General features: G+C 57.0%; 20 protein-coding genes and 3 tRNA genes. 13 read left to right on the top strand and 10 right to left on the bottom strand.

The window, feature by feature from the left end; genetic code table 11:
* Window position 1: 1 nt before the first annotated feature.
* Window positions 2-1,471, top strand: coding sequence for a carboxypeptidase M32 (locus tag GOX75_RS05665; RefSeq protein WP_171121574.1), 1,470 nt, complete (start codon window positions 2-4; stop codon window positions 1,469-1,471).
* A gap of 210 nt (window positions 1,472-1,681) precedes the next feature.
* On the opposite strand, the gene gyrA is transcribed toward GOX75_RS05665, so the two are convergent.
* Window positions 1,682-4,405, bottom strand: a complete 2,724-nt coding sequence (gene gyrA, locus GOX75_RS05660) for a DNA gyrase subunit A (RefSeq protein WP_171121573.1) — start codon at window positions 4,403-4,405, stop codon at window positions 1,682-1,684.
* A gap of 192 nt (window positions 4,406-4,597) precedes the next feature.
* On the opposite strand from gyrA, the gene GOX75_RS05655 reads away from it, so the two are divergent.
* Together GOX75_RS05655 and GOX75_RS05650 are read left to right on the top strand one after the other, a co-directional pair.
* Window positions 4,598-4,867, top strand: a complete 270-nt coding sequence (locus GOX75_RS05655; RefSeq protein ID WP_171121572.1) for an usg protein — start codon at window positions 4,598-4,600, stop codon at window positions 4,865-4,867.
* Window positions 4,868-4,936: 69 nt separating this feature from the next.
* Window positions 4,937-5,635 (top strand): hypothetical protein, encoded by a 699-nt coding sequence (locus tag GOX75_RS05650; protein ID WP_171121571.1) that lies wholly within the window; start codon window positions 4,937-4,939, stop codon window positions 5,633-5,635.
* Here GOX75_RS05650 and GOX75_RS05645 read toward each other — a convergent pair whose 3' ends face one another.
* The gene (locus GOX75_RS05645; protein ID WP_171121570.1) at window positions 5,636-6,589 is read right to left on the bottom strand and encodes a radical SAM protein; all 954 of its coding nucleotides are present in this window, start codon (window positions 6,587-6,589) and stop codon (window positions 5,636-5,638) included.
* A 162-nt stretch (window positions 6,590-6,751) separates the two neighbouring features.
* Between GOX75_RS05645 and zwf the strand changes: the two genes are divergently transcribed.
* The 4 genes from zwf (at window position 6,752) to GOX75_RS05625 (ending at window position 12,268) form a co-directional block, all read left to right on the top strand.
* A complete protein-coding gene (zwf, locus tag GOX75_RS05640) occupies window positions 6,752-8,200 on the top strand; it encodes a glucose-6-phosphate dehydrogenase (protein WP_171121569.1) in 1,449 nt (482 codons plus the stop codon).
* Window positions 8,197-8,868, top strand: a complete 672-nt coding sequence (pgl, locus tag GOX75_RS05635; protein WP_171121568.1) for a 6-phosphogluconolactonase — start codon at window positions 8,197-8,199, stop codon at window positions 8,866-8,868. The genes zwf and pgl overlap by 4 nt, the downstream gene beginning before the upstream one ends.
* A 5-nt stretch (window positions 8,869-8,873) precedes the next feature.
* Window positions 8,874-10,484, top strand: coding sequence for a glucose-6-phosphate isomerase (gene pgi / locus GOX75_RS05630; RefSeq protein WP_171121567.1), 1,611 nt, complete (start codon window positions 8,874-8,876; stop codon window positions 10,482-10,484).
* A gap of 164 nt (window positions 10,485-10,648) precedes the next feature.
* Complete coding sequence (locus GOX75_RS05625; RefSeq protein WP_171121566.1) at window positions 10,649-12,268, top strand: long-chain-fatty-acid--CoA ligase; 1,620 nt, start codon at window positions 10,649-10,651, stop codon at window positions 12,266-12,268.
* Window positions 12,269-12,288: 20 nt separating this feature from the next.
* Here the strand turns inward: GOX75_RS05625 and GOX75_RS05620 are convergent.
* From GOX75_RS05620 to GOX75_RS05610, 3 genes are all read right to left on the bottom strand, one after another.
* Window positions 12,289-12,363 (bottom strand) — tRNA-Asn (locus tag GOX75_RS05620).
* 131 nt (window positions 12,364-12,494) lie between these two features.
* A tRNA-Asn gene (locus tag GOX75_RS05615) sits at window positions 12,495-12,569 on the bottom strand.
* 75 nt (window positions 12,570-12,644) lie between these two features.
* On the bottom strand, window positions 12,645-13,559 hold the full coding sequence (locus GOX75_RS05610) for an MBL fold metallo-hydrolase (RefSeq protein ID WP_171121565.1): 915 nt from the start codon (window positions 13,557-13,559) through the stop codon (window positions 12,645-12,647).
* Between the two features lie 44 nt (window positions 13,560-13,603).
* Between GOX75_RS05610 and GOX75_RS05605 the strand changes: the two genes are divergently transcribed.
* Window positions 13,604-14,923 (top strand): ATP-binding protein, encoded by a 1,320-nt coding sequence (locus tag GOX75_RS05605; RefSeq protein WP_171121564.1) that lies wholly within the window; start codon window positions 13,604-13,606, stop codon window positions 14,921-14,923.
* A gap of 346 nt (window positions 14,924-15,269) precedes the next feature.
* On the opposite strand, the gene GOX75_RS05600 is transcribed toward GOX75_RS05605, so the two are convergent.
* Window positions 15,270-15,346, bottom strand: a tRNA-Ile gene (locus GOX75_RS05600).
* Window positions 15,347-15,453: 107 nt separating this feature from the next.
* Between GOX75_RS05600 and purM the strand changes: the two genes are divergently transcribed.
* The 3 genes from purM (at window position 15,454) to rnd (ending at window position 18,367) form a co-directional block, all read left to right on the top strand.
* Window positions 15,454-16,500, top strand: a complete 1,047-nt coding sequence (gene purM, locus GOX75_RS05595) for a phosphoribosylformylglycinamidine cyclo-ligase (RefSeq protein WP_171121563.1) — start codon at window positions 15,454-15,456, stop codon at window positions 16,498-16,500.
* Window positions 16,497-17,093, top strand: coding sequence for a phosphoribosylglycinamide formyltransferase (purN, locus tag GOX75_RS05590; protein WP_171121562.1), 597 nt, complete (start codon window positions 16,497-16,499; stop codon window positions 17,091-17,093). Before purM ends, purN begins: the two co-directional genes overlap by 4 nt.
* Before the next feature lie 116 nt (window positions 17,094-17,209).
* Window positions 17,210-18,367: a ribonuclease D gene (gene rnd / locus GOX75_RS05585; protein WP_171121561.1), complete on the top strand. Its 1,158-nt coding sequence runs from the start codon at window positions 17,210-17,212 to the stop codon at window positions 18,365-18,367.
* A gap of 6 nt (window positions 18,368-18,373) precedes the next feature.
* Here rnd and GOX75_RS05580 read toward each other — a convergent pair whose 3' ends face one another.
* A complete protein-coding gene (locus tag GOX75_RS05580; protein WP_171121560.1) occupies window positions 18,374-18,901 on the bottom strand; it encodes a hypothetical protein in 528 nt (175 codons plus the stop codon).
* A 136-nt stretch (window positions 18,902-19,037) separates the two neighbouring features.
* On the opposite strand from GOX75_RS05580, the gene GOX75_RS05575 reads away from it, so the two are divergent.
* A complete protein-coding gene (locus tag GOX75_RS05575) occupies window positions 19,038-19,448 on the top strand; it encodes a SufE family protein (protein ID WP_171121559.1) in 411 nt (136 codons plus the stop codon).
* Between the two features lie 5 nt (window positions 19,449-19,453).
* On the opposite strand, the gene GOX75_RS05570 is transcribed toward GOX75_RS05575, so the two are convergent.
* The 3 genes from GOX75_RS05570 to GOX75_RS05560 form a co-directional block, all read right to left on the bottom strand.
* Window positions 19,454-20,122, bottom strand: a complete 669-nt coding sequence (locus tag GOX75_RS05570; protein WP_171121558.1) for a DUF1638 domain-containing protein — start codon at window positions 20,120-20,122, stop codon at window positions 19,454-19,456.
* A gap of 76 nt (window positions 20,123-20,198) precedes the next feature.
* Window positions 20,199-21,233 carry a Hint domain-containing protein gene (locus GOX75_RS05565; RefSeq protein ID WP_171121557.1) on the bottom strand — a complete coding sequence of 345 codons (1,035 nt, stop codon included), beginning with the start codon at window positions 21,231-21,233 and terminating at the stop codon, window positions 20,199-20,201.
* A gap of 152 nt (window positions 21,234-21,385) precedes the next feature.
* Window positions 21,386-22,084, bottom strand: coding sequence for a B12-binding domain-containing protein (locus GOX75_RS05560; protein WP_171121556.1), 699 nt, complete (start codon window positions 22,082-22,084; stop codon window positions 21,386-21,388).
* Between the two features lie 297 nt (window positions 22,085-22,381).
* On the opposite strand from GOX75_RS05560, the gene GOX75_RS05555 reads away from it, so the two are divergent.
* Complete coding sequence (locus tag GOX75_RS05555; RefSeq protein ID WP_171121555.1) at window positions 22,382-23,446, top strand: PA0069 family radical SAM protein; 1,065 nt, start codon at window positions 22,382-22,384, stop codon at window positions 23,444-23,446.

Raw genomic sequence — 23,446 nt, 5'->3', positions numbered from 1 at the left:
CATGACCGCCTTTGACGACCTGATGGCCTTTCAACGCGAAACTTCGGCATTGGGGCAGATTGCCGGGCGGCTGGGCTGGGATCAGGAAACGGTGATGCCGCGCGGGGCGGCCCCGCAACGGGCCGAGGAAATGGCTGCGATCGAATCCGTTCTGCACGCCCGCCGATCCGACCCGCGCGTGGCCGAGTGGCTGGATCAGGCCGACCCGCAGGATGAGGTCGGCAAGGCACAGATCCGCGAAATTCGCCGGTCTTTTGAGCGCACGGTCAAAGTGCCCGCCGATCTGGCCAAGGCCATCGCCCGCGTGACTTCGTCGGCCCAGGGTACATGGGCGCAGGCACGTGCGGATGAGGATGTAGCGGCGTTTCTGCCTGTGCTGCAAGAGGTCGTAGCCCTGAAACGTGAAGAGGGTGCGGCGCTGGCCCAAGGCGGTGACGTCTATGACGCCATGGTCGAGGATTACGAGCCCTACACAACCGGCACCCAGATTGCCGATATATTCGACCAGATGCGCCCACGTCTGGTGGCCTTACGCGCCGCTGTACTGGATCGCCCTGTGCCGCAGAGCCTGACTGGCACATTTGACGAACTGACCCAGATGCGCCTGTCGCAGAAGCTGGCGACCACCTTTGGCTATGACCTGAACACAGGTCGTGTGGACAAGGCTGTGCACCCATTCAGTTCGGGTAGTGGACTGGATGTGCGTATCACCACCCGTACCAGTGAAACTGACCCGTTCAACTGTTTCTACTCGACCATTCACGAGGTCGGCCACGCCGCCTATGAACAAGGCATCGACCAAGCCTATGCGTTGACCCCGCTGGGCAGTGGGGTGTCGATGGGTGTCCATGAAAGCCAAAGCCGGATTTACGAAAACCAATTGGGCCGATCCCGCGCCTTTACCGGTTGGTTGTTCGATCAGATGACAGCGGCCTTTGGCGATTTCGGGATCAGCGACGCCGACGCCTTCTACGCCACCGTCAACGGCGTCCATAACGGGTACATCCGGACCGAGGCGGATGAGGTGCAATATAACCTGCACATCATGTTGCGCTTTGATCTGGAGCGCGCCCTGATGGCCGGGGACTTGCAGGTCAACGATCTGGAAGCTGCGTGGAATGACCGGTTCAAGGCCGATTTCGGCTATGCGGTCGACAAGCCGTCTAATGGTTGTCTGCAGGATGTGCACTGGTCGGTGGGGCTGTTTGGCTATTTCCCGACTTATGCACTGGGTAATGTCTATGCCGGATGCCTTTACCAGACCCTGCGCGCGGCGCTGCCTGATCTGGATACGCAACTGGCGCAGGGCGATACCTCGGGCCCAACGGGGTGGCTGCGCGAAAATCTACAGCAATATGGCGGGCTTTATGCCCCGCGTGACATCATTACCCGTGCAAGCGGGGTTGAGCCGGGGCCAGAGCCCTTGATGGCGTATCTGGAAGACAAGTTTGGCGAGATTTACGGCCTGTAACATGCCCGCTTGAACGCGTAGGCACGTGAATTCCATCCCCCGGTCAATAGAGTGTCCCGAGTACGGATGGAGAGGGGTGTTCGTCTATCCGGAATGCGCTGAAACCTGTGTAGTGACTGTGGTCCTTTGAAACCGGTCAAGCAGAGCGCGACGTAAACGAAAAACCCCGCAGGCTGGCCTACGGGGTCTTACAAATCCTTTTGGGCTGGCTTATTCGTCTTCGTCCTCGTCGCCCTGATCGGCGATCCAGGCGACGCTGACGACTTCTTCGCCCTTGCCGGTATTGAAGACCCGTACACCGCCCGCGCTACGCGAGCGGAAGGAAATGCCTTCTACCGGCACACGGATCGACTGGCCCTTGGAAGTGGCCAGCATGATCTGGTCGTCGATTTCAACCGGGAACGACGCCACCAGTTCACCACCGCGCATGGCCTTGTCCATTGCCGCGACGCCCATGCCGCCGCGCCCGCGCACGGGGTAATCGTGGCTGGAACTCAGCTTGCCCGCGCCCCCCGAGGTAATCGTTAGGATTAGGTTTTCGGCTGCCGACATCTCGGCATAGCGTTCCTGCGTGATCGTACCGGGTGCGGCTTCATCCTCGTCCGTTTCGCCGTCATCGGCGATGCCCGCAACGGCACGGCGCATCTTGAGGTAGGCCGCGCGCTCGTCCGGTCCGGCCTCGAAATGGCGGATGACAGACATCGACACAACGCGGTCGCCATTGGTCAGCTTGATACCGCGCACACCGGTCGACTCGCGCGAGTTGAAGACGCGCACGTCGGTGGTGCGGAAGCGGATCGCACGGCCAGAATTGGTGACCAGCATCACATCTTCATCTTCGGAACAGATGCGTGCATTCACCAGTTCAACATCTTCGGGCAGTTTCATCGCAATCTTGCCGTTGCGGCGCACATTGGTGAAATCTGACAGGCGGTTTCGTCGCACGTCGCCTGCGCTGGTGGCGAAGACGATTTGCAGGTTTTCCCATTCGTCGTCCGGCACATCCACTGGCATGATTGCGGCAATCGACACGCCCGTGGGGATCGGCAGGATGTTGACGATCGCCTTGCCCTTTCCGGTGCGGCTGGACTGTGGCAAGCGCCAGGTCTTGAGCTTGTAGACCATCCCCTCGGTGGTGAAGAACAGTAGTTGCGTATGTGTGTTCGCAACGAAGAGGTTGGTAACGACGTCCTCTTCCTTGGTCTGCATCCCTGACAGGCCCTTGCCGCCACGCTTTTGTGCGCGGAAATCAGCCAGCGGCGTTCGCTTGATATAGCCGCCCGAGGTGACGGTCACGACCATGTCTTCGCGCTCAATCAGGTCCTCGTCTTCCATGTCGCCGGACCAGTCGACGATCTCGGTGCGGCGCGGAACGGCGAACTGATCACGCACTTCGCGCAACTCATCGCCGATGATCGACATGATGCGTTCGCGCGAGGACAGAATATCAAGGTATTCCTTGATCTTGGCGGCCAGTTGCTCCAGCTCATCAGTGACTTCTTTGACGCCCAGTTGGGTCAGGCGTTGCAAGCGCAGTTCCAGAATCGCACGGGCCTGCACCTCGGTCAGGTTATAGGTGCCGTCGTCGTTCATCTTGGACAGCGGATCGTCGATCAGGCGTAGATAGCCTTCGATCTCGGCCGCAGGCCAGCGACGCGTCATCAGCTTTTCGCGCGCCTCGGCGGCATCTGCTGACGACCGGATGGTGGCAACCACTTCGTCTACGTTTGAAACGGCCACAGCCAGACCACACAGGATGTGGCTGCGTTCGCGCGCCTTGCGCAGATCATAGGCCGTGCGGCGAGCGACAACATCTTCGCGGAAGTCGATGAACGAGGTCAGGAACCGGCGCAGAGTCAACTGTTCAGGCCGACCACCATTCAACGCCAGCATGTTGCAGCCGAAGGACGTTTGCATCGGCGAGAAACGGTAGAGCTGGTTCAGAACCACTTCGGGCGTTGCATCGCGTTTCAGTTCCACAACAACCCGTACGCCGTTGCGGTCAGATTCGTCCTGTACGTGCGCCACGCCTTCGATGCGTTTTTCCCGCACGGCCTCGGCGATCTTTTCGATCATCGACGCCTTGTTCACCTGATATGGGATCTCGTCCACGATGATGGCATAGCGGTCTTTTCGAATTTCCTCGGTCCGCGTTTTGGCGCGGATGATGACACTACCGCGACCTTCCAGATAGGCTTTGCGCGCACCGGACCGGCCTAGCATCACACCGCCCGTCGGGAAATCGGGGCCGGGGACGTATTCGATCAACTGTTCAGAGGTCAGGTCCGGGTCGTCGATCAGTGCAAGCGTAGCATCGACCACTTCGCCCAGATTGTGTGGTGGGATGTTCGTGGCCATGCCAACGGCGATACCACCGGCCCCGTTGACCAGCATGTTCGGGAACCGCGCGGGCAGGACAGTCGGCTCTTTGTCCTTGCCGTCATAGTTGTCCTGAAAATCGACCGTTTCTTTTTCGATATCGGCCAGCAGGGATGCGGCAGGCTTGTCCATCCGCACTTCGGTATAACGCATGGCCGCCGGGTTATCGCCGTCCATCGAACCAAAGTTGCCCTGACCGTCCAGCAGCGGCAGCGACATCGAGAAATCCTGTGCCATCCGCACCAGCGCGTCATAGATCGCGCTGTCGCCGTGCGGGTGGTACTTACCCATCACATCACCAACGGGACGCGCCGATTTACGATACGCTTTGTCATGCGTGTTCCCGGTTTCGTGCATGGCGTACAGAATTCGCCGATGCACCGGCTTCAAACCATCGCGCAGATCAGGGATCGCACGGGACACGATGACCGACATGGCATAGTCCAGATAGGACGTGCGCATCTCGGATTCGATGGACACCGTCGGACCGTCATAAACGGGACGCTCAGGCGGGGTTTCATCCATGTTTTCTGGGGTTTCTGGCGTATCGCTCACGTAAACTGCCCGATCTTTGGCTTGGGTCTATATCTTGTGTGTGCATCTTATCAGACCCGGCACATAAGGTGCAAGCCAGCTGAGCATTTCCGGCAAAAAACCACAGTAACACCGGAGTAACATATTGTTATTCAATAGTTTGAGGGTTTCCATGTTACCCTAACGAGACCTTGCAAGAAATTGGAGGTCTGCATGGAGCAAAGCGAAACCGAATTAATGCTCAAGGGATATGGGCTGACGACGGCGGAATTCTTCTATCACATGCCCGACTATATCCACGTTCTGAATACGTTCATCTGGCAGGATTACGATCTTGCCCCGGACCACCCGAAACTGTTTGATTTCATCGAATTCTGGCAGCGCGAGATTGAAGGACCGCTGCATTCGGTGAGGTACACGCACCGGAAAATGATTGCCCCCGGAGAATGGCGCAACATGGTCGGTGAATTCAGGATAAACTGAACAGGCATTCTCAACGCGGTTTTATTGAGTAGAGTGGCATGCAAACCGTTTGCCATATGGAAAGTCACAATGTCTCGAATTCTGTATCTCGCTTTTGCCGTCACAATGCTTGGCGGTCCCGTCGCTGCCGAAGGCGTCCTGGATAAAATCAAGAAGGGTGCTGAAAACACTGCAAACGCCATTGGGCGTGGGGCCGAGTCGGTTGGGAACACAGTCGAAAAGGGCGTGAGCGCCGTGGATGACACCATCGACTCCACTGCCGATCTGATGTCGAACGAAGCCACCCCGGAAGAGACACGCGCGAAACTTGACGTCATGGCAAACGAGGTTCTGACGCAGCTTATGGCTGAAAACCCCGAAGCACAGGCGCTTTACGATGTCAGCGCGGGATATGCGGTTTTTGATTCCAGAAAGGTGACGGTATTTCCGGTGTCCGCCGGATACGGACGCGGTGTGGCCGTGTCGAAAGAGACCGGACAGCACACCTATATGAACATGGGAACCGGAGGGGTCGGTGCCGCGATTGGAATCGGTGGGTTTGAAACCAAGTTCGTTATCCTGTTTGAAACGCAGGCGGATTTGGACAAGTTCATTGACTATGGATACGACGCTACGGCCCAATCGGACGCCATGTACGGTGAAGAACGCACTGACGAGACACTCAGGTTTACCGATGGCCGTTCCTTCTTTGTCCTTAGCAAGAAGGGGTGGCGCGTTTCGGCAGGGGCGTCGGGAACCAAATACTGGAAATCGCCCGAGTTGAACTGATCAGCCCGAACAGCTTGCGCCGCCCAATACGCAGAACTTGGCGCAGTGCGGGTGGTTCAGGTGCACATCAGCTTCGGCCTCGGCCAATGTCTCACCCATCTCGAATTCCGGTTCGTAGGCCAGCAGGGTGCAGGCAAGCACGGCGGGTTTGTCAGAGCCCTTGCGTTTCACGACCATCCTTGCGTTTGAGCACATGACCGCCTCGGGTGATTTATCCAGAATGCCCCAGCAAGCGGTTGTGATCTCAGGCACTTCGATGGTTTCGTCCATCTCGGGGAACAGGACGGTCCGCGCGGGGTCCTGCGCGTCGATGTCAAAACCATGGGCCTCATAAAATGCGGCATATCCTGCACGGCTTTCTGCGTCGGTATCCCCCCAAACCGAACGCCCGGCCACGGCCATTTGAAACCCGTTGTCGCGTAGCCATTTCATACCTTCGACGGTCTTGTCAAAGCTGCCTTGCCCACGCTCTTCGTCGTGAAGGTCAGGGTGGAAGTGATCGACAGAAATCCGCAAAGTCAGCTTGTCGCCGAAGTCACGTTGCAGGTCCAACAAGCCTTCGCGGACCTTGGGACGCATCATGGGCTGCATTGCGTTGGTGAGGATCAACACCTCGAACCCACGTTCAAGCGCGGCGCGCGTCATCCCGATCATTTGGGGGTTCATGAAAGGTTCACCGCCGGTGAAGCCTATTTCACGTACCGGCCACGCGCGTTCTTCGATCTGGTCCAGATATGCGCAAACCTCATCTGCGGTTATGTAAACCAGCGCGTTGTTGGTCGGGCTGCTTGCGATATAGCAGTTGGTGCATTCGATATTGCACAGCGTGCCAGTATTGAACCAAAGCGTCTGAGGATCCTTCAACGCCACGGATGCACGGGTTTGCCCGTCTGCTGTCACCAATTTGTTCTGAAATTTGCCAATATTGGCGCTTTGAGGGGCGTTGTCTTTCATTCCGGTTTCCGGTTCTTTGAGCTCGTGTGAAAGACTTAGCGCCTTGGCCTGTGTTCGTTAAGTGGGCTGAACCGAACTGACAGAGTTGTGAAGACGCAGATTGCCGCAAATATGGTTGCGCTAACATTGGACATGGCCTTAGGGGCAAGGTAAGGAAAACACATGGTTTCTCGTGTCATACCCGTCGACCCCTTTGATCTGGTCATTTTTGGCGGAACCGGTGATCTGGCGCAGCGCAAGATCCTTCCGGCGCTGTTCCGTCGGTTTTGTGCTGGTCAATGGGCCGATGGGGTGCAGATTATTGGCGCCGCCAGAACAAAGCACGACGGCGCAACCTTTCGGCAAGTTGTGGCCGAATCGCTGAAAACGCATGCCTCGGTCCAGTGCAAGGATGCGGCGGCGCTGGCGGCATTTCTTCATTGCGTCGATTACGTTGCACTAGATGGTGGTTCCGACGAAGGGTGGTCGACATTGGCGGCCAAGCTTCAGCCCGACATGGTGCGCGCCTTCTATTTTTCCGTTGGGCCAAGGCTGTTCGGTTCGTTGGCCGAGCGAATTCAGTCACATGATCTTGCGACCGAACAGACCCGAATTGTCGTTGAAAAACCGTTTGGTCACGATTTGGACAGCGCGAAGGTGTTGAACGCGACCTTGGCTGCGCATTTCAGGGAAAAGCAAATCTACCGGATCGACCATTATCTGGGCAAAGAAACGGTTCAGAACTTGATGGCAGTACGGTTCGGAAACATGTTGTTTGAGCCTCTCTGGAACAGCCAGTACGTAGATCACATTCAGATCACCGTGGCCGAATCCGTAGGTATAGATGGGCGGGAAGAGTATTATGAGCGCGCCGGTGCGATGCGCGACATGATGCAGAACCACCTGATGCAGCTTTTGTGCCTGATCGCGATGGAACCGCCGGCGAAATTCGACCCAGACGCCGTGCGAGATGAAAAACTCAAGGTTATCCGCGCCTTGGACCCGGTTGAACCGCACCATATCGTGCGCGGTCAGTTTGAAGGGGGCGGGCCAAGCTACCGTCAGATCGTGGGCAATCCACGATCGACCACTGAAAGTTACGTGGCGCTGCGGGCGCATGTGAGCAACTGGCGATGGGCCGGTACACCGTTTTATTTGCGAACGGGCAAACGGTTGGTGGCGCGCTCGTCGGTCATCAATGTTATGTTTAAGGATGCGCCGCACTCGATCTTTGGTGAACAGGCTGGCCGCCATGCGAATGTCCTGTCGATCCGCCTGCAGCCGAACGAAGGGATTACCTTGAAGGTGACGATCAAGGAGCCTGGGCAGGGGGGCATGCGTCTGGTCGACGTGCCCTTGGACATGAGCTTTGCCGAGGCGCTGGGGCCTGAAAACCAAGAGCCGCCGGACGCATATGAACGGCTGGTGATGGATGTGATCCGCGGCAATCAGACCCTGTTCATGCGCGGCGACGAAGTCGAGGCCGCATGGGCGTGGACCGACCCTATTATTGCGGGTTGGCAGTCGCGTGGGGACGTGCCGAAACCATATGAAAGTGGCAGTACCGGCCCGGGCGACGCCGAACTGCTGATGAAACGGGATGGTCGCCGGTGGCAAGGGATAAACCCATGAAAATACAGGAATACGCCGACAGGGACATGCTGGCCATCGACGTCGCCAACGTCTTGGCCGGAGATCTGGAAGCCGCGTTGCTGCATCACGACATGATTTCGCTGGCGGTTCCCGGCGGCACTACTCCGGGGCCGATTTTTGACGGGTTGTGTGCCGCTGATCTGGAATGGGACAGAGTGCGGATTTTACCGACGGATGAGCGTTGCGTGCCAGGCAGTAGCGACCGATCCAACGAAAAACTGATCCGCGAGCGTCTGCTGACAAATCGCGCATCAGCGGCGCAATATGTTCCGCTGTATCTGGACGGCAAGGACCCCGAGACAGTACTGCCGGAAGTCGAAAGCCTGATCACTCCGGTCCTTCCCCTGTCGGTTCTTGTTCTGGGGATGGGAGAGGACATGCATACGGCGTCACTTTTTCCTGGAATGCAGGGATTGGAAGAGGCCCTTGATAGGCACGCGCCGCCGCTGGCCATCGCCCGGACCGAAGTCCAGCCAGAGGCGCGCATAACCCTGACAGCACCAGTTTTGGACGGGGCCTTGTCCAAACATCTGGTGATCTTCGGGGCTGCAAAGCGCGAGGCGTTGAAACAAGCACTTACCTTGCATCCGGAAGAGGCACCGATCGCAGCGGTGCTAAGTGGGATGACGGTTCACTGGGCGGAGTGACGACAATGAAACTGGATAACCTCAGAACTCTGGCAGCCGGCGCGCAGGACCGCGCGATTTTGGACTTGTTCGAACATTCGGCCGACAGGGCGCGCATTTTCTCGGCTTCGACTGGGGACTTGCTGTTTGATTACTCGAAGACCCAGTTGGATACGACGATCCGCGATGCCCTAATTCAGTTATGCGATGAGGCAGATTTGGCCGACCGTCGCGAGGCGATGTTCAGCGGTACCAAGATCAACGAAACCGAAGGCCGCGCGGTGCTGCACACGGCTCTTCGCAATTTGGACGGTGGCCCGGTAGAAGTTGATGGTCTGGATGTCATGCCTGACGTTTTGGACACGCTTCAACGTATGCGGGTCTTTGCCGAAGAGGTGCGCGGCGGTGCCGTCATCGGGGCAGGGGGCAGCTTTACGGATGTGGTGAATATCGGAATCGGTGGGTCCGATCTGGGTCCGGTTATGGCCACTCATGCTTTGTCCCCGTATCACGATGGGCCAAGGTTGCATTATGTGTCGAACGTGGACGGCGCGCATATCGCCGATACGTTGAGACAACTGGATCCGACGCGGACGCTGGTCATTGTCGCCTCGAAAACCTTCACAACCATTGAGACCATGACCAATGCGCGAACGGCTCGGGCGTGGATGACCGAAGGTGGGGGCGACCCGGCGACACAATTCGCGGCGGTGTCCACCGCTTTGGACAAGACGCAAGCCTTTGGCATTCCCGAAAACAGGGTATTCGGCTTTGCGGATTGGGTCGGCGGAAGGTACTCGGTCTGGGGGCCGGTTGGTTTGCCCGTGATGATCGCCGTCGGATCGAATGCTTTTGATGCCTTCTTGCGGGGCGGTCAGGCCATGGATGTGCATTTCCGAGCGGCTGACTGGGGTGAAAACATGCCTGTCATGCTGGCTCTCGTCGGTATCTGGCACCGGCAGGTTCTTGGCCATGCCAGCCGTGCGGTTCTGCCTTATGATCAGCGGTTGTTGCGGTTGGCCGCGTATTTTCAGCAACTCGAGATGGAGTCGAACGGAAAATCCGTGGCGATGGATGGCGCTGCATTGGCGGTTCCTTCCGGACCAGTCGTTTGGGGCGAGCCTGGAACCAATGGGCAGCACGCTTTCTATCAATTGGTCCACCAAGGTACCGACGTTATTCCCTGCGAATTCATGGTTGCAGCCGAAGGGCACGAGCCGGAGCTTTCGCATCACCACCGTCTATTGTTGGCGAATTGTTTGGCTCAATCCGAGGCGTTGATGCGAGGGCGTTCGCTGCCCGAAGCACGGCAACGCATGGCCGCGAAGGGGTTGGAAGGCGCCGAGCTGGAACGTCAGGCCCGCCACCGGGTCTTTTCCGGAAACCGACCTTCAACCACATTGATATACCCAAAACTTACGCCGTTTGTTTTGGGGCAGATAATCGCGCTGTATGAACATCGTGTATTTGTCGAAGGTGTGCTGTTGGGAATTAACTCGTTTGACCAATGGGGTGTCGAACTAGGTAAGGAACTGGCAACATCGCTTGGTCCGATCGTGGAAGGTGAGGAATCGGCGTCTGAAAAGGATGGTTCGACCGCCGCGTTGGTGGCGTATGTGATGCGCCATCGGGACTGAGGAAAAAACTTCTTTTTGCCGCAGCGGAAAGCTGCATTCTATTATTGTCAGCAAATTAAATGCTTGGCAGGGTGGGTCCCCGAACAGATGCCCTGCTGGTCGTTGCAGGGGGCGGAACAAATGCACTGTCGCAAAGAAATGGTGCAACTACAGGGAGGATGTCCATGCTGGGACAAATGATGACGCAGCCGCTGCTGATCTCGTCACTGATTGAACACGCGGATCGCTATCATGGTCAGACCGAGATCATCTCGGTTGAGACCGACGGGTCCGTGACCGAAAGCACTTGGTCACAAGTGGCGGTGAATGCGCGAAAGCTGGCGTCAGCCTTGACCAAACTGGACCTCGAACCGCAAGCGCGTATCGGGACGCTGGCGTGGAACAACCGGCGGCACCTGGAAATATATTATGGAACTTCTGGTGCTGGCTTTGTGTGTCACACGATCAACCCCAGACTGTTCCCCGAACAGCTCACCTATATTATTAACCACGCGAAAGATCGGGTTCTGTTCTTTGACGCAACCTTTATTCCGCTAGTTGCGGCGATCAAAGAGCATCTGACCGAAGTTCAGCATTTCGTGCTGATGGGGCCAAGGAACGATGACGCGATCGCGCAGGTTCCTGGTGTTCAGTTCTATGATGAGCTGATCGAAACAGGTGATGAAGGGTTCCAATGGCCTAGCTTTGACGAAAACACTGCGTCCAGCCTGTGTTACACATCCGGCACAACGGGAAATCCGAAGGGCGTGTTGTATTCCCATCGTTCGACCGTGCTGCACAGTTTTGGGTCGAATACGCGAGATGTCATCGGGTACTCCGCCGTGGACGTTGTGATGCCGGTGGTGCCGATGTTCCATGTGAATGCGTGGGGGTCGCCTTATGCCTGCGCGATGTCAGGTTCACGAATGGTTCTGCCCGGACCGGATCTGCATGGTGAGGCGTTGGTGAACCTGATTGACACCTACGGCGTTACACTGGCGATGGGTGTTCCGACGATCTGGCAGGGTTTGCTGGCCCACGCAGGGAAGTCGGGCAGTAAACTGACCAGTCTGGAGCGAACGGTTATCGGCGGCGCGGCCTGCCCTCCCTCGATGATCGAAACATTCCGTGACACCTATGATGTAGACACTGTTCACGCCTGGGGCATGAGCGAGATGAGCCCGTTGGGTACGGCGAATCAACCCATGGCGAAACACGCTGATCTGCCGATTGAACAGCAGCACAAGCTGCGCGAGAGTCAGGGCCGGCCGTGCTATGGCGTCGAACTGAAAATCGTTGACGATGACGGCAATGAACTGCCCCGCGATGGTGAAACTCAGGGTGATTTGCTGGTTCGCGGGTATTGGGTGCTGGACAGCTATTTTGAACTGCAGGATCAGAACCTGCTGCAGGATGGCTGGTTCGCCACTGGTGATGTGGCGACTTTGGATGCCGACGGGTACATGACCATCCGTGACCGATCCAAGGATATCATCAAATCTGGTGGCGAATGGATCAGTTCAGTTGAGTTGGAGAATATCGCCGTTGCCCATCCCAAGCTTGCGACGGCCGCTGTGATCGGTGTTCCGCACCCCAAGTGGGACGAGCGTCCTCTATTGGTTGCGGTTAAGGCCGAGGGGCAGGACCCGTCGGAGGACGAACTGCTGTCATACTTCGACGGCAAAATCGCCAAATGGCAGATTCCTGACAAGGTTGTCTTTGTGGACGCGCTGCCACTGAACGCTACGGGCAAGGTGCTTAAGCGCAACCTTCGCGCGGATTTTTCGGATGCCCTTACGGGCTAAGTATTTGAAATTAGGGAAAATGGCTCCGGCGGTAGGGATCGAACCTACGACCAATTGATTAACAGTCAACTGCTCTACCGCTGAGCTACGCCGGAACGGTCCGCGCCGTATATCAATACGACTCTGCGGCGTCCAGAGGGGTGCGCGAAGTTTTTTTGACGAAGGTTGACTGTCCACGGCGCAGGGAAATTCGCCGAACCATTCTTCTGAAATCTTAAGGGGAATTTGGCTCCGGCGGTAGGGATCGAACCTACGACCAATTGATTAACAGTCAACTGCTCTACCGCTGAGCTACGCCGGAACTGAGGGCCGTATAGCAACCTCGTTTTTGGCCGACAAGACAAGATCGTCATAAGAGCTGAAAAAAGTTCTTTGGTTAGCCCAACCTTTCAAAAAGCGCATTCACGGAAAGCTGGCCTTTTGGTGAAGCCTTTGATTTTCCGCATAAATCGACAAGATGTGCAAAAACATTGCGCTCGGCGGCGGGTAGAAGGGCCGCAGGGGTTTCTGTGTATATCCTCTCGGCCAGGTTGCGTGCGGTGCCGGGTTTTTCCTCCAGTGCGGTCAGAATCTGTGCTTCGCGTTCAAGCCGGTGATTGATCAGCCAATCCAGACGCTCGGCTGGATTCTGAATCGGTGCTCCGTGACCGGCATGAAAACTGCTCCAGTCCCGTTCGCGCAGGCGGTAGCAGGCGTTCATGAAATCAGTCAGATCACCATCTGGTGGTGACACAAGAGAGCTGGCCCAACCCATGACGTGATCTGCAGTAAAACAGACATCCGACCAACCCAGCGCGATATGGTTGCCCAGATGACCGGGGGTGTGAATGATGTCGATTTGCCAGCCGTCGCCTTGGATAACTTCGCCGTCTGAAACCTCGATATCCGGACGGAAATCGGTGTCGATGCCTTCGCCGCCGCCTGCGAGGCCCTGTTCCGCCAATTCGGACATAACTGCGCTGCGGCCAGATTCGGTGCCGCCAAATGCCAAAATCGGGGCACCTGTGCGGGCGGCCAATGGTGCGGCAAGGGGCGAGTGATCAAGATGCGTGTGCGTTACAATAATATGGCTGATCCGCTGGCCGGGCTGCAAAGCATCCAGAATCGCCTGAAGATGACCCTCATTCAGTGGGCCGGGATCAATGACGGCGCAGTCCTTTTCACCCAATAGATATGTGTTGGTGCCCCGATATGTCATTGGCGATGGATTGGGGGCCAGAATGCGCCTTAGGCCCGTCTGTAACTCGACAGCCATACCTGGGCGCGGGTTGAAATCGTCGGGAGCCTGCATTCTGTACTCTTTCTCTTGTCGGATCAGCCCGTTAGGTTTAGCGTATGTCCAGTCGGTGGCTCAAATCCTATATGCCGCGCAGTCTCTATGCGCGTGCGGTTCTGATCCTGGTTCTTCCGGTGATCGTTCTTCTGTTGGTGGTCGGCGTCGCGTTCATTCAAAAACACCTTGAGGATGTGACCGCGCAAATGACCAGCGCGGCTGCACGTGAGGTCGACCTGATTACAGACACGATGGCAGACGCCGAAACGCAGCATCAGGCCATTGCCGCGATTCGACAGGACATTGCCTCATTGGAAATGAAGGCCCGATTTTTAGGGATCAATGAAGGGCCCGATATTGAATACCGCAGATGGTATGACTTCATCGCGCCACAGGTAGAAGCCGATCTGCACGAACAATTGCTGGATCTTGTGGCAGTCGCTCTGCCAACGGGCGATCAGGCGCGGCTGTATATGCGGACCCATCTGGGCTTGCTTGAGCTGACACTGGATCGCCGTCGCTTGTCCCCAACCGCGCCGCACCAGTTGATCGTGACCATGGTTTTCTTCGCGGTGATCATGACTTCGATTTCCTTTTTGTACATGCGCAATCAACTTCGGCCGATCACTCGACTGGCGAATGCAGCGCAGGCATTTGGCCGGGGCAGGGTTGTGCCTTATTCACCCGGAGGGGCAATTGAAGTCCGCGCAGCGGGCAGTGCGTTTTTGGACATGCGCGCGCGAATTGAACGCCAGATGGAACAGCGCACACTGATGTTGTCGGGGGTCAGTCACGATCTCAGAACCCCGTTGACGCGACTGAAACTGGGCCTGTCCATGCTGCCCGAGGATGAGGCCGCGCCGCTGCAACAGGATGTGGATGAAATGCAGTTGCTGTTGGACGCATTTCTGGACTTTTCGCGCGGGGCCGCAGAGGGCCCGCCGGAAACCGTTCAGCCCGAGATTTTGCTGAGGCAGATTGTCGAGGATGCACGTCGCGCAGGTCACGAGGCCAGCCTGGTCTCGGTCGAGGGCGAGGGTACGGCCTTGCTGCGTCCCACTGCCATTCGCCGGGCCGTTGAGAACTTGATCGGAAACGCGGTCAGGTACGGAAACCGGGCTGAAGTCAGTCTGTCGATGACACCCAAGACGATCCGTTTTCGGGTCGAGGATGACGGTCCAGGTATTCCACAGGATCAGCGCACCGAGGCCGTCAAACCGTTTTCTCGCCTTGATCCCGCTCGGAATCAGAATCAAGGTAGCGGTGTCGGCCTTGGCCTTGCGATCGTCTCGGACATCGCGCGTGCGCATGGCGGGGTATTACGCTTGGGCAAAAGCGAAAGGCTGGGCGGGTTGTGCGCGGACATAATCATCGGTCGATGACTCGGGGCAACTGGTCCGCTTTGGACGCAGGTTTTTTTACAATTGCCAAAATGTGCTAGGATGAACCCGAAGGAAGGGTAGAGAGCGTTTATGCTTTTGTAGGCCGTCTGTCGGGGATTCAGGTCAAAGGTCCGGTCGCGCGTGTTTCGCGTCGGTGTATTCACATTGACCGAAAGTCGAAATTTCTGATTTGCGCGCCTTGGTAAATGGTGAGGGTAAGATTTTGAATAAGTTGCTTATTTTTATTGGTGTCGTAATTGCAGGCGTGATTTATTTCGGGTGGTTTGAACCCTGTGACGAATTCTACACAGCCTGTCAGTATGTGGGCTTGCGTTGAAGCGGTTTTTGGTAGGCCCGGAGGGACTCGAACCCCCAACCAAAGCGTTATGAGCGCTCTGCTCTAACCAATTGAGCTACAGGCCCGCCTAAGCGCCTTGCGTACCACGGTGAACAGCCGCGTCAAGCCTGACCGTTGCAACATGTCCAACAATCGACTAACCCGCGCGTGAACCATTCATAAGGGGTTGGCCATGACAGCGGGCAAGAACGGAATCACCTATGCTGATGCAGGCGTTGACATTGATGCGGGGAACGCTCTGGTCGACCGGATCAAGCCTGCGGCCAAGCGGACGAACCGCTCGGGCGTGATGAGCGGTCTGGGCGGATTTGGCGCGCTGTTCGACCTCAAGGACGCAGGTTATAGCGACCCGATTCTGGTGGGCGCGACCGATGGCGTAGGTACCAAGCTGCGCATCGCCATTGATACCGGCGTAGTTGACGGGGTGGGCATTGACCTGGTGGCCATGTGCGTCAACGACCTGATCTGTCAGGGCGCCGAGCCGCTGTTCTTCCTCGACTATTTCGCCACCGGCAAGCTGGACACAGATACCGCCGCGCGGATCATCGAAGGCATCGCTGAGGGCTGTGTACAGTCTGGTTGCGCCCTGATCGGGGGTGAGACCGCTGAAATGCCTGGCATGTACCCCGAAGGCGATTTCGACCTGGCCGGTTTCTCGGTCGGCGCGATGGAGCGTGGCGCGCATCTGCCCGCAGACGTGCAACAGGGTGATGTGCTGCTAGGGTTGGCCTCGAACGGGGTGCATTCCAACGGCTATTCGCTGGTGCGCAAACTGGTTGAACTCTCGGGGCTGGGTTGGGATGCCGCCTCGCCGTTCAGCGAAGGTTCGCTGGGCGAGGCGCTGCTGACGCCGACGCGTCTGTATGTCAAACAGGCGTTGCAAGCGATCCGGGCAGGGGGCGTTCACGCGCTGGCGCACATCACTGGTGGCGGCCTGACTGAAAACCTGCCGCGCGTACTGCCTGATGAGTTGGGTGTGCAGATTGATCTGAATGCGTGGGACTTGCCGCCCGTTTTCCGCTGGATGGCTGACGTTGGCGGCATCGCCGAGGCTGAAATGCTAAAGACCTTCAACTGCGGTATCGGCATGATCGTCGTTTGCGACGCCGCGCAAGCAGACGAACTGACCACTTTGTTGGCCGAGGCAGGTGAGACCGTTGCCCGGATCGGCAGCGTCACAGACGTGCCCGGCGTATCTTATTCGGGCCACCTGCTGTGAGCTACAAGCGCGTCGCGATCTTAATTTCGGGTGGCGGTTCCAACATGGTGTCGCTGGTCGACAGCATGACTGGTGATCACCCTGCGCGACCGTGTCTGGTGCTGGCCAACGATCCGCAGGCGGGCGGCTTAGTGAAAGCCGCCGACCGCGGCATCGCTACGGCTGCGGTTGATCACCGACCGTTCAAGGGGGACCGCGCCGCTTTTGAGGCCGAGTTGCTGAAGCCCTTGGAGCAAGCCCAGCCTGACATCGTATGCCTTGCTGGTTTCATGCGGGTTTTGACGGCGGATTTTGTGTCGCAATTTCAGGGTCGGATGCTGAATATACACCCGTCACTGTTGCCAAAATACAAGGGTTTGAATACCCACGCCCGGGCAATCGAAGCAGACGATGTTGAACATGGCTGCTCGGTTCATGAGGTCACGGCCGCATTGGATGACGGTCCAATCCTGGGTCAGGCTCGTTTGAACATTGAACCAGATGAGACGCCCGAAGCGTTGGCTGCACGTGTCCTGGTATTAGAGCACAAACTCTACCCGGCGGTGCTTAGACGTTATGCAGGCGCGGATCGCACTCCGGTGTTGCTGCCTTGAACATTTCAGGGTGATTTACACTTACGTGTTATTCGGCCTATGGTCTGCACTACGGCTCGGTATGTCAAAAAACTGACGGGCAGTCACAAAGAACAAAAGCAAGAATAGCACCACGAATGAAAACCCTGACAACGACGCAAGAGTTGGCCGAGTTCTGCACGGCGGCTGCGGATCATGACTATGTCACCGTGGACACCGAGTTTCTGCGGGAACGCACCTACTATTCCAAACTCTGCCTGCTGCAACTTGCGGTTCCTTCCTCGGACGAGGGCAGTGCTGTTCTTGTTGATCCTTTGTCGGACGGACTGTCGCTGGACCCGTTGTACGAGCTTTTTGCTAACGAAAGTGTTGTCAAAGTCTTCCATGCGGCCCGGCAGGATCTTGAGATTTTCTGGGTCGAGGCTGGCGTGTTCCCCAAGCCGTTGTTTGACACGCAAGTGGCGGCGATGGTTTGCGGTTTTGGTGAACAGGTTGGTTATGAAACGCTGGTGCGCAAGATTTGCAAACAAGGTTTGGACAAGACCTCACGCTTTACAGATTGGTCCCGGCGGCCCCTGTCCGAAGCGCAAAAAACCTATGCTCTAGCAGATGTAACGCACCTGCGGCAAATCTACGAACATTTGGCCGCTGAGTTGGAGAAATCCCAGCGTAGCCATTGGGTCGCCGAAGAGTTGCGGACACTGACCTTGCCTGACACATACGATATTCGCCCAGAAGACGCTTGGAAGCGGGTAAAGACGCGGACAAATTCCGCCAAGTTTCTGGCCGTCGTGCGCGAATTGGCCCGGTTCCGCGAGGCTTATGCGCAGGAAAATAATGTACCGCGCAGCCGTGTGTTCAAGGATGATGCACTGATCGAACTTGCATCTACCAAGCCGAAATCGCCGTCAGACCTGGGTGGCTCTCGTTTGTTGCTGCGCGAAGCCCGCAAGGGGGCTATTGCCGAAGGTATTTTGAACGCTGTCAAACAAGGGGTCAGTTGCCCGCCCGAACAAATGCCGCGCGTGGACACCAGCCGAGACAAGCTTAAGGTCAATCCTGCGCTGGCGGACCTTTTGCGCGTGTTGCTGAAGTCAAAAACCGAAAGCGCGGGCGTTGCGGCAAAGCTGATCGCAACCAGTTCCGAGTTGGATCAGATTGCCGCCGGTGAGCGCGACGTGCCGGCCATGTCAGGCTGGCGTTTCGAGGTGTTCGGCGAGGACGCCCTCAAACTGTGTGAAGGTAAGATCGCTTTGGCTGCCAAGGGGCAAACGGTGAAGGTCGTCACGCTTTAGCGACAGCTACCGGCGCCGGGATTCCAGTGCGTTCTGCTGACCGACGACCCGAACCAGACGGGTGTTTTGCAGGTCATCCAGGCTAACATTAACCGCATCGGACACCGCTCGTGACCGTTCTGTCCCCTGATTGGTGGCGTAGCTGGGGTAGCTGACCCGGAACGTGAACTCCAGAACCCCGTTCTTTTGGTTCTCTGCGTTTTCAACCCGAACAAGTTGGGCCCCATAAGCGCCTTGGCGCGCAGCGGTACCCCTTACATAAATGATGGCACCCGAGGGCGTGGGGTTAATCCGCAGCTCATCAACCTTGGCGATCGGCACGCTGTTGTCCACGGGATCAGGTCTTGAAAACAGGCCGGACCCTTCGCGTTCTGGCGGTACCAGGACGTTGGGGTCATAGGCCGCCTCGGTGGGTGGTGGGGTCGACGTCCTGGACCCGAACCAGTTGGATGGGTTCGCCCGCGAGTCGCTCCAACTGTTGCAGGCAGACAGGGTCAGTGCGGCGATCATAAGGAGTGACAGTGATTTTTGCATAGACCCAGCTCAGAGCATTAAATTCCGCAATGGGTTATCGTAATTTGCAAGCTTTGAAAACCCATGGCAGGGCTGGACAGATGCGGGTGCGCGGCATAGTTCTCCTGTATGGTCGCAACAAAAGGATCGCCGCAAGATGGCAACGCCAGCCTTTGAAGAAATCGTTGAGGATTTCGAGTTTCTGGAGGACTGGGAAGACCGGTACCGCCACGTCATAGAACAGGGCAAAGCGATGGAGCCGTTGGACGATGCGCTCAAGGTGCCTGCCACAAAGGTGAATGGCTGTGCCAGCCAAGTATGGTTGCAACCCATTATTGAAGGTGGTGTGTTTCGCTTTGATGGCGACAGCGATGCGTTGATCGTGCGGGGCCTGATCGCTGTGCTGCGGTCGCTTTATAACGGCTTGCCGGTTGCAGAGGTGCCAAAGGTCGATGCAGGCGGAGAATTGGCGCGGCTGGGCCTAAATGATCACCTGTCCGCCCAGCGTTCAAATGGCCTGCGGGCGATGATCCAGCGCATTCGGGAAGTGGCTCAGGAAAACGCCTGACCCCGTTAGTTATTGGGCCTGCGAGTGGCCCAATCGGCAAGCGTGGTTTCAAGGTCTCCATACCCGGTAAAGCGACGCTCGAACGCCAGCCCCATCCGGTCGGCGCAGTCGCGGGCGCGATCTGTCAGATCCGGATCGTCCGTCTGTGCCTGATAGATCAGTTTCGTGTAATTCCCGAAATACATGTCCCTGAGTTCGGGGTGACGATCCAAGCCCAGCGGTTTCCAGACAAAGGCATCGAATTGGCGGGCCAGAAAGTCCGTCAGATAGAACGCCGTGGTCTCGTCTTCGCCACGCGCGTCGAAGGCCTGATTGCCTTCAAAAAACGAATAGCAGTGCGGGCCCTGAACCATCTCAACCCCCAATTCGGCACAGGCTTTTTGGAGCAGCCCCCCGGTGCCGCAATCAGCATAGACAACAAAGATCTGGTCATATTCGTCGCGATGCTTGGCGACGGCCTCTTCAACAGCTTGCGTGATCCGTTCTGGATGAACATGCAATATCGCGGGCAGGCAGGTCAGCGATATGTGATCCCAGCCGTTACGATTTTTCAGGTCAAGAATTTCACGCGCCAGCGCGCCACAGGCCAGCAGAAGAATACTGCCCGAGCGCCCGGTCTCACTATAGCCTTGCGACGTCAGGCTTTCGTCATCTGGCGGGCTGTTGTGCTGCATGGCTTTGTTCCGGCTGCGATTGCGACATCAAAGGCCGAAATCGGGGTGAAGACAAGCCTGCTTACGACATCCCGCGCTAGGCGACCGACGCTTGCGTCTCGAAGTGCTGCAGCGAGGGACGGGCAGGGGGACCGTATGCGGTAATTCCTTGATCTGCCAGTGTCGGGAACAGGTTCAGAATCTCGGTCCGTGTCGCGTCGGTCAAACTATTCCAGGCTTGGATGCCCGGATGAAAGCTCTCGGTCAAACACCCCTCGGCCCAGACCAGTTCATGTCGATCAAACATCAGGTGATAATAGGTGATAAGGCCGCCCGCTTGCATCACGATGTCGTTGCCGTTCACCAATTGAGTTGCGGGCGCCAGCGCCTCGGAAAATCCGGTGTTCAATTCAACCTGCCAGGTGTCGATCAGCATTCTGTGCTGTTGGGACACCAGCAAATCCCTGCTGTTTCCAAGTGCTCCGGCCTTGAAAAGAACGGGCGCGAATGCACCGGTGGCGCGAACGGTTCGGCGACCGACCCAGCGCAACGTCTGCAATCCGTGATCCAGTGTTTTAATCCTGTCGCCGATCCGAAGGTCTTCAACCGCGACAGCTCCGTATTCTGTTTCAATCAGGGTGCCGGTGGTAAAGCACGTGGCAATGTCCCACTCTTGGCGGTTAGAGTTCAGACCGCTGGCTGTATCGGTGTTAATACTGTTGAAGGTTACGGAGCGGATGCCCTGATCCTCTAGCGCGGCCTGATCCGTGTTGGCCGAAAACTCCGGCACCAGATAGGTATTTCCAGCATCATCCTGCGCCACTACGGCAGTTATGTTCGCCGTAGTTCCGTCGACATAGGTAATTGTAGCGTTATACGCGACCGCCGCATCGAATTGGGCCGTGTTGCCATCAATCGAGAAAGAGTCGGTGTCGACATTTGCGTTGTTTTCATAGGTGCCGCCGGGATTTCCCACCGGGCTCCAGACAGCGGCTTCCTCGAACAGGGGGTCGCCTTGGCTACCAAAGGTCTGGCCGACAAGCGCACCCGCGTTTTCAGCAGTGTTGTTGCCCTCGGTTGGGTCGATGATCGGAAGCGTTCCGAGGAAAAGCACATTGAACGTCGTAGGCATAAACTACCTCGTAAAAACTGGTCACTTATCGAGCTTAAATCGCAAACTCGGCATCACGAAACCAAACTCTAAAATAATGAAGTTCTTTTCAAGGCGTCCAACAAAAAGACCGCCCGGGTTGGGCGGTCTCGTTCAAATCTGTGTCACTATTGTCAACCGGCGAGTTGATTGTGTTTGCGAGAAACGAAGTCCTTGGCCATTTCCACGGCCACAGCCGCATCGCGGCAGTAGCCATCGGCCCCAATCGCTTTGCCGAACTCTTCGTTCAGCGGTGCGCCACCGACCAGAACAATATACTCTTCGCGCAGGCCTTGTTCGACCATAGTGTCGATCACAACCTTCATGTAGGGCATGGTCGTGGTCAGCAGGGCGGACATGCCCAGAATGTCGGGTTTCTCGGATTCCAGCGCTTCGAGGTAGTTTTCGACCGGGTTGTTGATGCCGATATCCACAACATCGAAGCCAGCGCCTTCCATCATCATCGAAACAAGGTTCTTGCCGATGTCATGGATGTCGCCTTTCACGGTGCCGATAACCATCTTACCAACGCGCGGTGCACCGGTTTCAGCCAACAGCGGTTTCAGGATGGCCATGCCACCCTTCATTGCATTTGCGGCCAGCAGAACCTCCGGCACGAACAGGATGCCGTCGCGGAAGTCATGGCCAACGATGGTCATGCCACCGACCAGCGCTTTGGTCAGGATGTCATAGGGGGTCCATCCGCGCTCCAGCAGGATGTTCACACCTTCTTCGATTTCTTCTTTCAGGCCGTCATAAAGATCGTCGAACATCTGTTCGACCAGTTCGTCGTCATTTAGTTCGGACAGGACGATGTCTTCTTCATCGGACATGGGGCGTTTCCCTGAGCTGTTCGGGCATTGCGCCCGTGGTGGCATTTTTTCCGTTTTGGCCATTTCGCCGCAGTTCGACTGTGACGATTGCGACCTTGGCGGTTCCGGGACCGACCTATACGGCAAATTATTGATCAACTCGACGTCATTTTCTGCATGAACATCCTGCATTTCGTTCAGAAAAGGTGGCGGTACGCGGGTCTTTGTCCGGATGCTCAATTCCCAACGAAACTTCCGAAATGCTTGCCGCAGACGCAGAACGGGCGTATGCATAGGTGAGAACAAAAGGGAAACATCATGGTTTCGCACAACATCAAGGCCCGGGGGACCCTGTCAAATTCCGCAGGCCGGTTTGAGAGGTATGAGACCGAATCTTTTGACGATGGGTGGGATGCGGAGGACGATCTACCTGTTCTTCGGACCGAGGTTCGCCAAGAGGTTGCGCGCAGCGTGATAATCTATAACCGATCGCCCGACTTGCCATTTGACCGTTCCATTAATCCCTATCGGGGATGTGAACATGGGTGTGTCTATTGCTTTGCGCGTCCAAGCCACGCCTATCTTGGCCTTTCCCCGGGATTGGATTTTGAAACCCGTTTGGTTGCGCGACCCAACGCGGCGGCGGTCCTCAGAAAAGAGCTGTCGGCGCGTGGTTATAAGGTCGCGCCAATTGCGTTGGGAACAAACACCGATCCATATCAACCTATTGAGCGTGACCTATCAATCACCAGATCTTGTTTGACAGTTCTGCAGGAGTTTCGGCATCCCATCGGAATTGTGACCAAGGGCACTCTGATCGAGCGGGACTTGGACATACTGTCAGAAATGGCGCAGGACGGGTTGGTGAGGGTCGGGATTTCATTGACCACCTTGGACGCTGACCTGTCTCGAAGGATGGAGCCACGCGCGCCATCACCCCAGCGTCGTCTAGCCGTTATTCGAAGGTTGACTGGGGCAGGGGTGCCGGTGCGCGTCATGACGTCGCCCTTGATCCCGGGGCTAACAGATCACGAGTTGGAGGCCCTGCTGGAAGCCGGGCGAGATGCAGGTGCAGACGCCGCAAGCTGGATCATGCTGCGGTTGCCGCGCGAAGTATCGGGCTTGTGGCAGGACTGGTTGAAGCAACACGAACCGGCCCGCGCCGAAAAGATCATGTCAAAACTCCGCGAGATGCACGGGGGGCGGGATTATCATCCGCGTTGGGGGCACCGGATGCGCGGAGAGGGGGAATACGCAGGGGTGATCGCAAAAAGATTCGCCTTGGCCGTCAAACGGTTGGGTCTTGCGATGCGAACTCCGTCCCTGCGATGTGATTTGTTTTCCAAACCAGCGCAGGCCGGAGATCAACTTTGCCTGTTCTGA

This window comes from Ruegeria sp. HKCCD7251, from assembly GCF_013031165.1.
Taxonomy (GTDB): Bacteria; Pseudomonadota; Alphaproteobacteria; order Rhodobacterales; family Rhodobacteraceae; genus Ruegeria.
This window is presented reverse-complemented; position numbering and strand designations above follow the sequence as displayed.

Excerpts from the sequence above, each read along its gene's own strand:
- GOX75_RS05665 (WP_171121574.1), top strand. The coding sequence starts at position 2 with ATGACCGCCTTTGACGACCTGATGGCCTTTCAACGCGAAACTTCGGCA.
- GOX75_RS05655 (WP_171121572.1), top strand. The coding sequence starts at position 4,598 with ATGGAGCAAAGCGAAACCGAATTAATGCTCAAGGGATATGGGCTGACG.
- GOX75_RS05650 (WP_171121571.1), top strand. The coding sequence starts at position 4,937 with ATGTCTCGAATTCTGTATCTCGCTTTTGCCGTCACAATGCTTGGCGGT.
- GOX75_RS05645 (WP_171121570.1), bottom strand. The coding sequence starts at position 6,589 with ATGAAAGACAACGCCCCTCAAAGCGCCAATATTGGCAAATTTCAGAAC.
- zwf (WP_171121569.1), top strand. The coding sequence starts at position 6,752 with ATGGTTTCTCGTGTCATACCCGTCGACCCCTTTGATCTGGTCATTTTT.
- pgl (WP_171121568.1), top strand. The coding sequence starts at position 8,197 with ATGAAAATACAGGAATACGCCGACAGGGACATGCTGGCCATCGACGTC.
- pgi (WP_171121567.1), top strand. The coding sequence starts at position 8,874 with ATGAAACTGGATAACCTCAGAACTCTGGCAGCCGGCGCGCAGGACCGC.
- GOX75_RS05625 (WP_171121566.1), top strand. The coding sequence starts at position 10,649 with ATGCTGGGACAAATGATGACGCAGCCGCTGCTGATCTCGTCACTGATT.
- GOX75_RS05610 (WP_171121565.1), bottom strand. The coding sequence starts at position 13,559 with ATGCAGGCTCCCGACGATTTCAACCCGCGCCCAGGTATGGCTGTCGAG.
- GOX75_RS05605 (WP_171121564.1), top strand. The coding sequence starts at position 13,604 with ATGTCCAGTCGGTGGCTCAAATCCTATATGCCGCGCAGTCTCTATGCG.
- purM (WP_171121563.1), top strand. The coding sequence starts at position 15,454 with ATGACAGCGGGCAAGAACGGAATCACCTATGCTGATGCAGGCGTTGAC.
- rnd (WP_171121561.1), top strand. The coding sequence starts at position 17,210 with ATGAAAACCCTGACAACGACGCAAGAGTTGGCCGAGTTCTGCACGGCG.
- GOX75_RS05580 (WP_171121560.1), bottom strand. The coding sequence starts at position 18,901 with ATGCAAAAATCACTGTCACTCCTTATGATCGCCGCACTGACCCTGTCT.
- GOX75_RS05575 (WP_171121559.1), top strand. The coding sequence starts at position 19,038 with ATGGCAACGCCAGCCTTTGAAGAAATCGTTGAGGATTTCGAGTTTCTG.
- GOX75_RS05570 (WP_171121558.1), bottom strand. The coding sequence starts at position 20,122 with ATGCAGCACAACAGCCCGCCAGATGACGAAAGCCTGACGTCGCAAGGC.
- GOX75_RS05565 (WP_171121557.1), bottom strand. The coding sequence starts at position 21,233 with ATGCCTACGACGTTCAATGTGCTTTTCCTCGGAACGCTTCCGATCATC.
- GOX75_RS05560 (WP_171121556.1), bottom strand. The coding sequence starts at position 22,084 with ATGTCCGATGAAGAAGACATCGTCCTGTCCGAACTAAATGACGACGAA.
- GOX75_RS05555 (WP_171121555.1), top strand. The coding sequence starts at position 22,382 with ATGGTTTCGCACAACATCAAGGCCCGGGGGACCCTGTCAAATTCCGCA.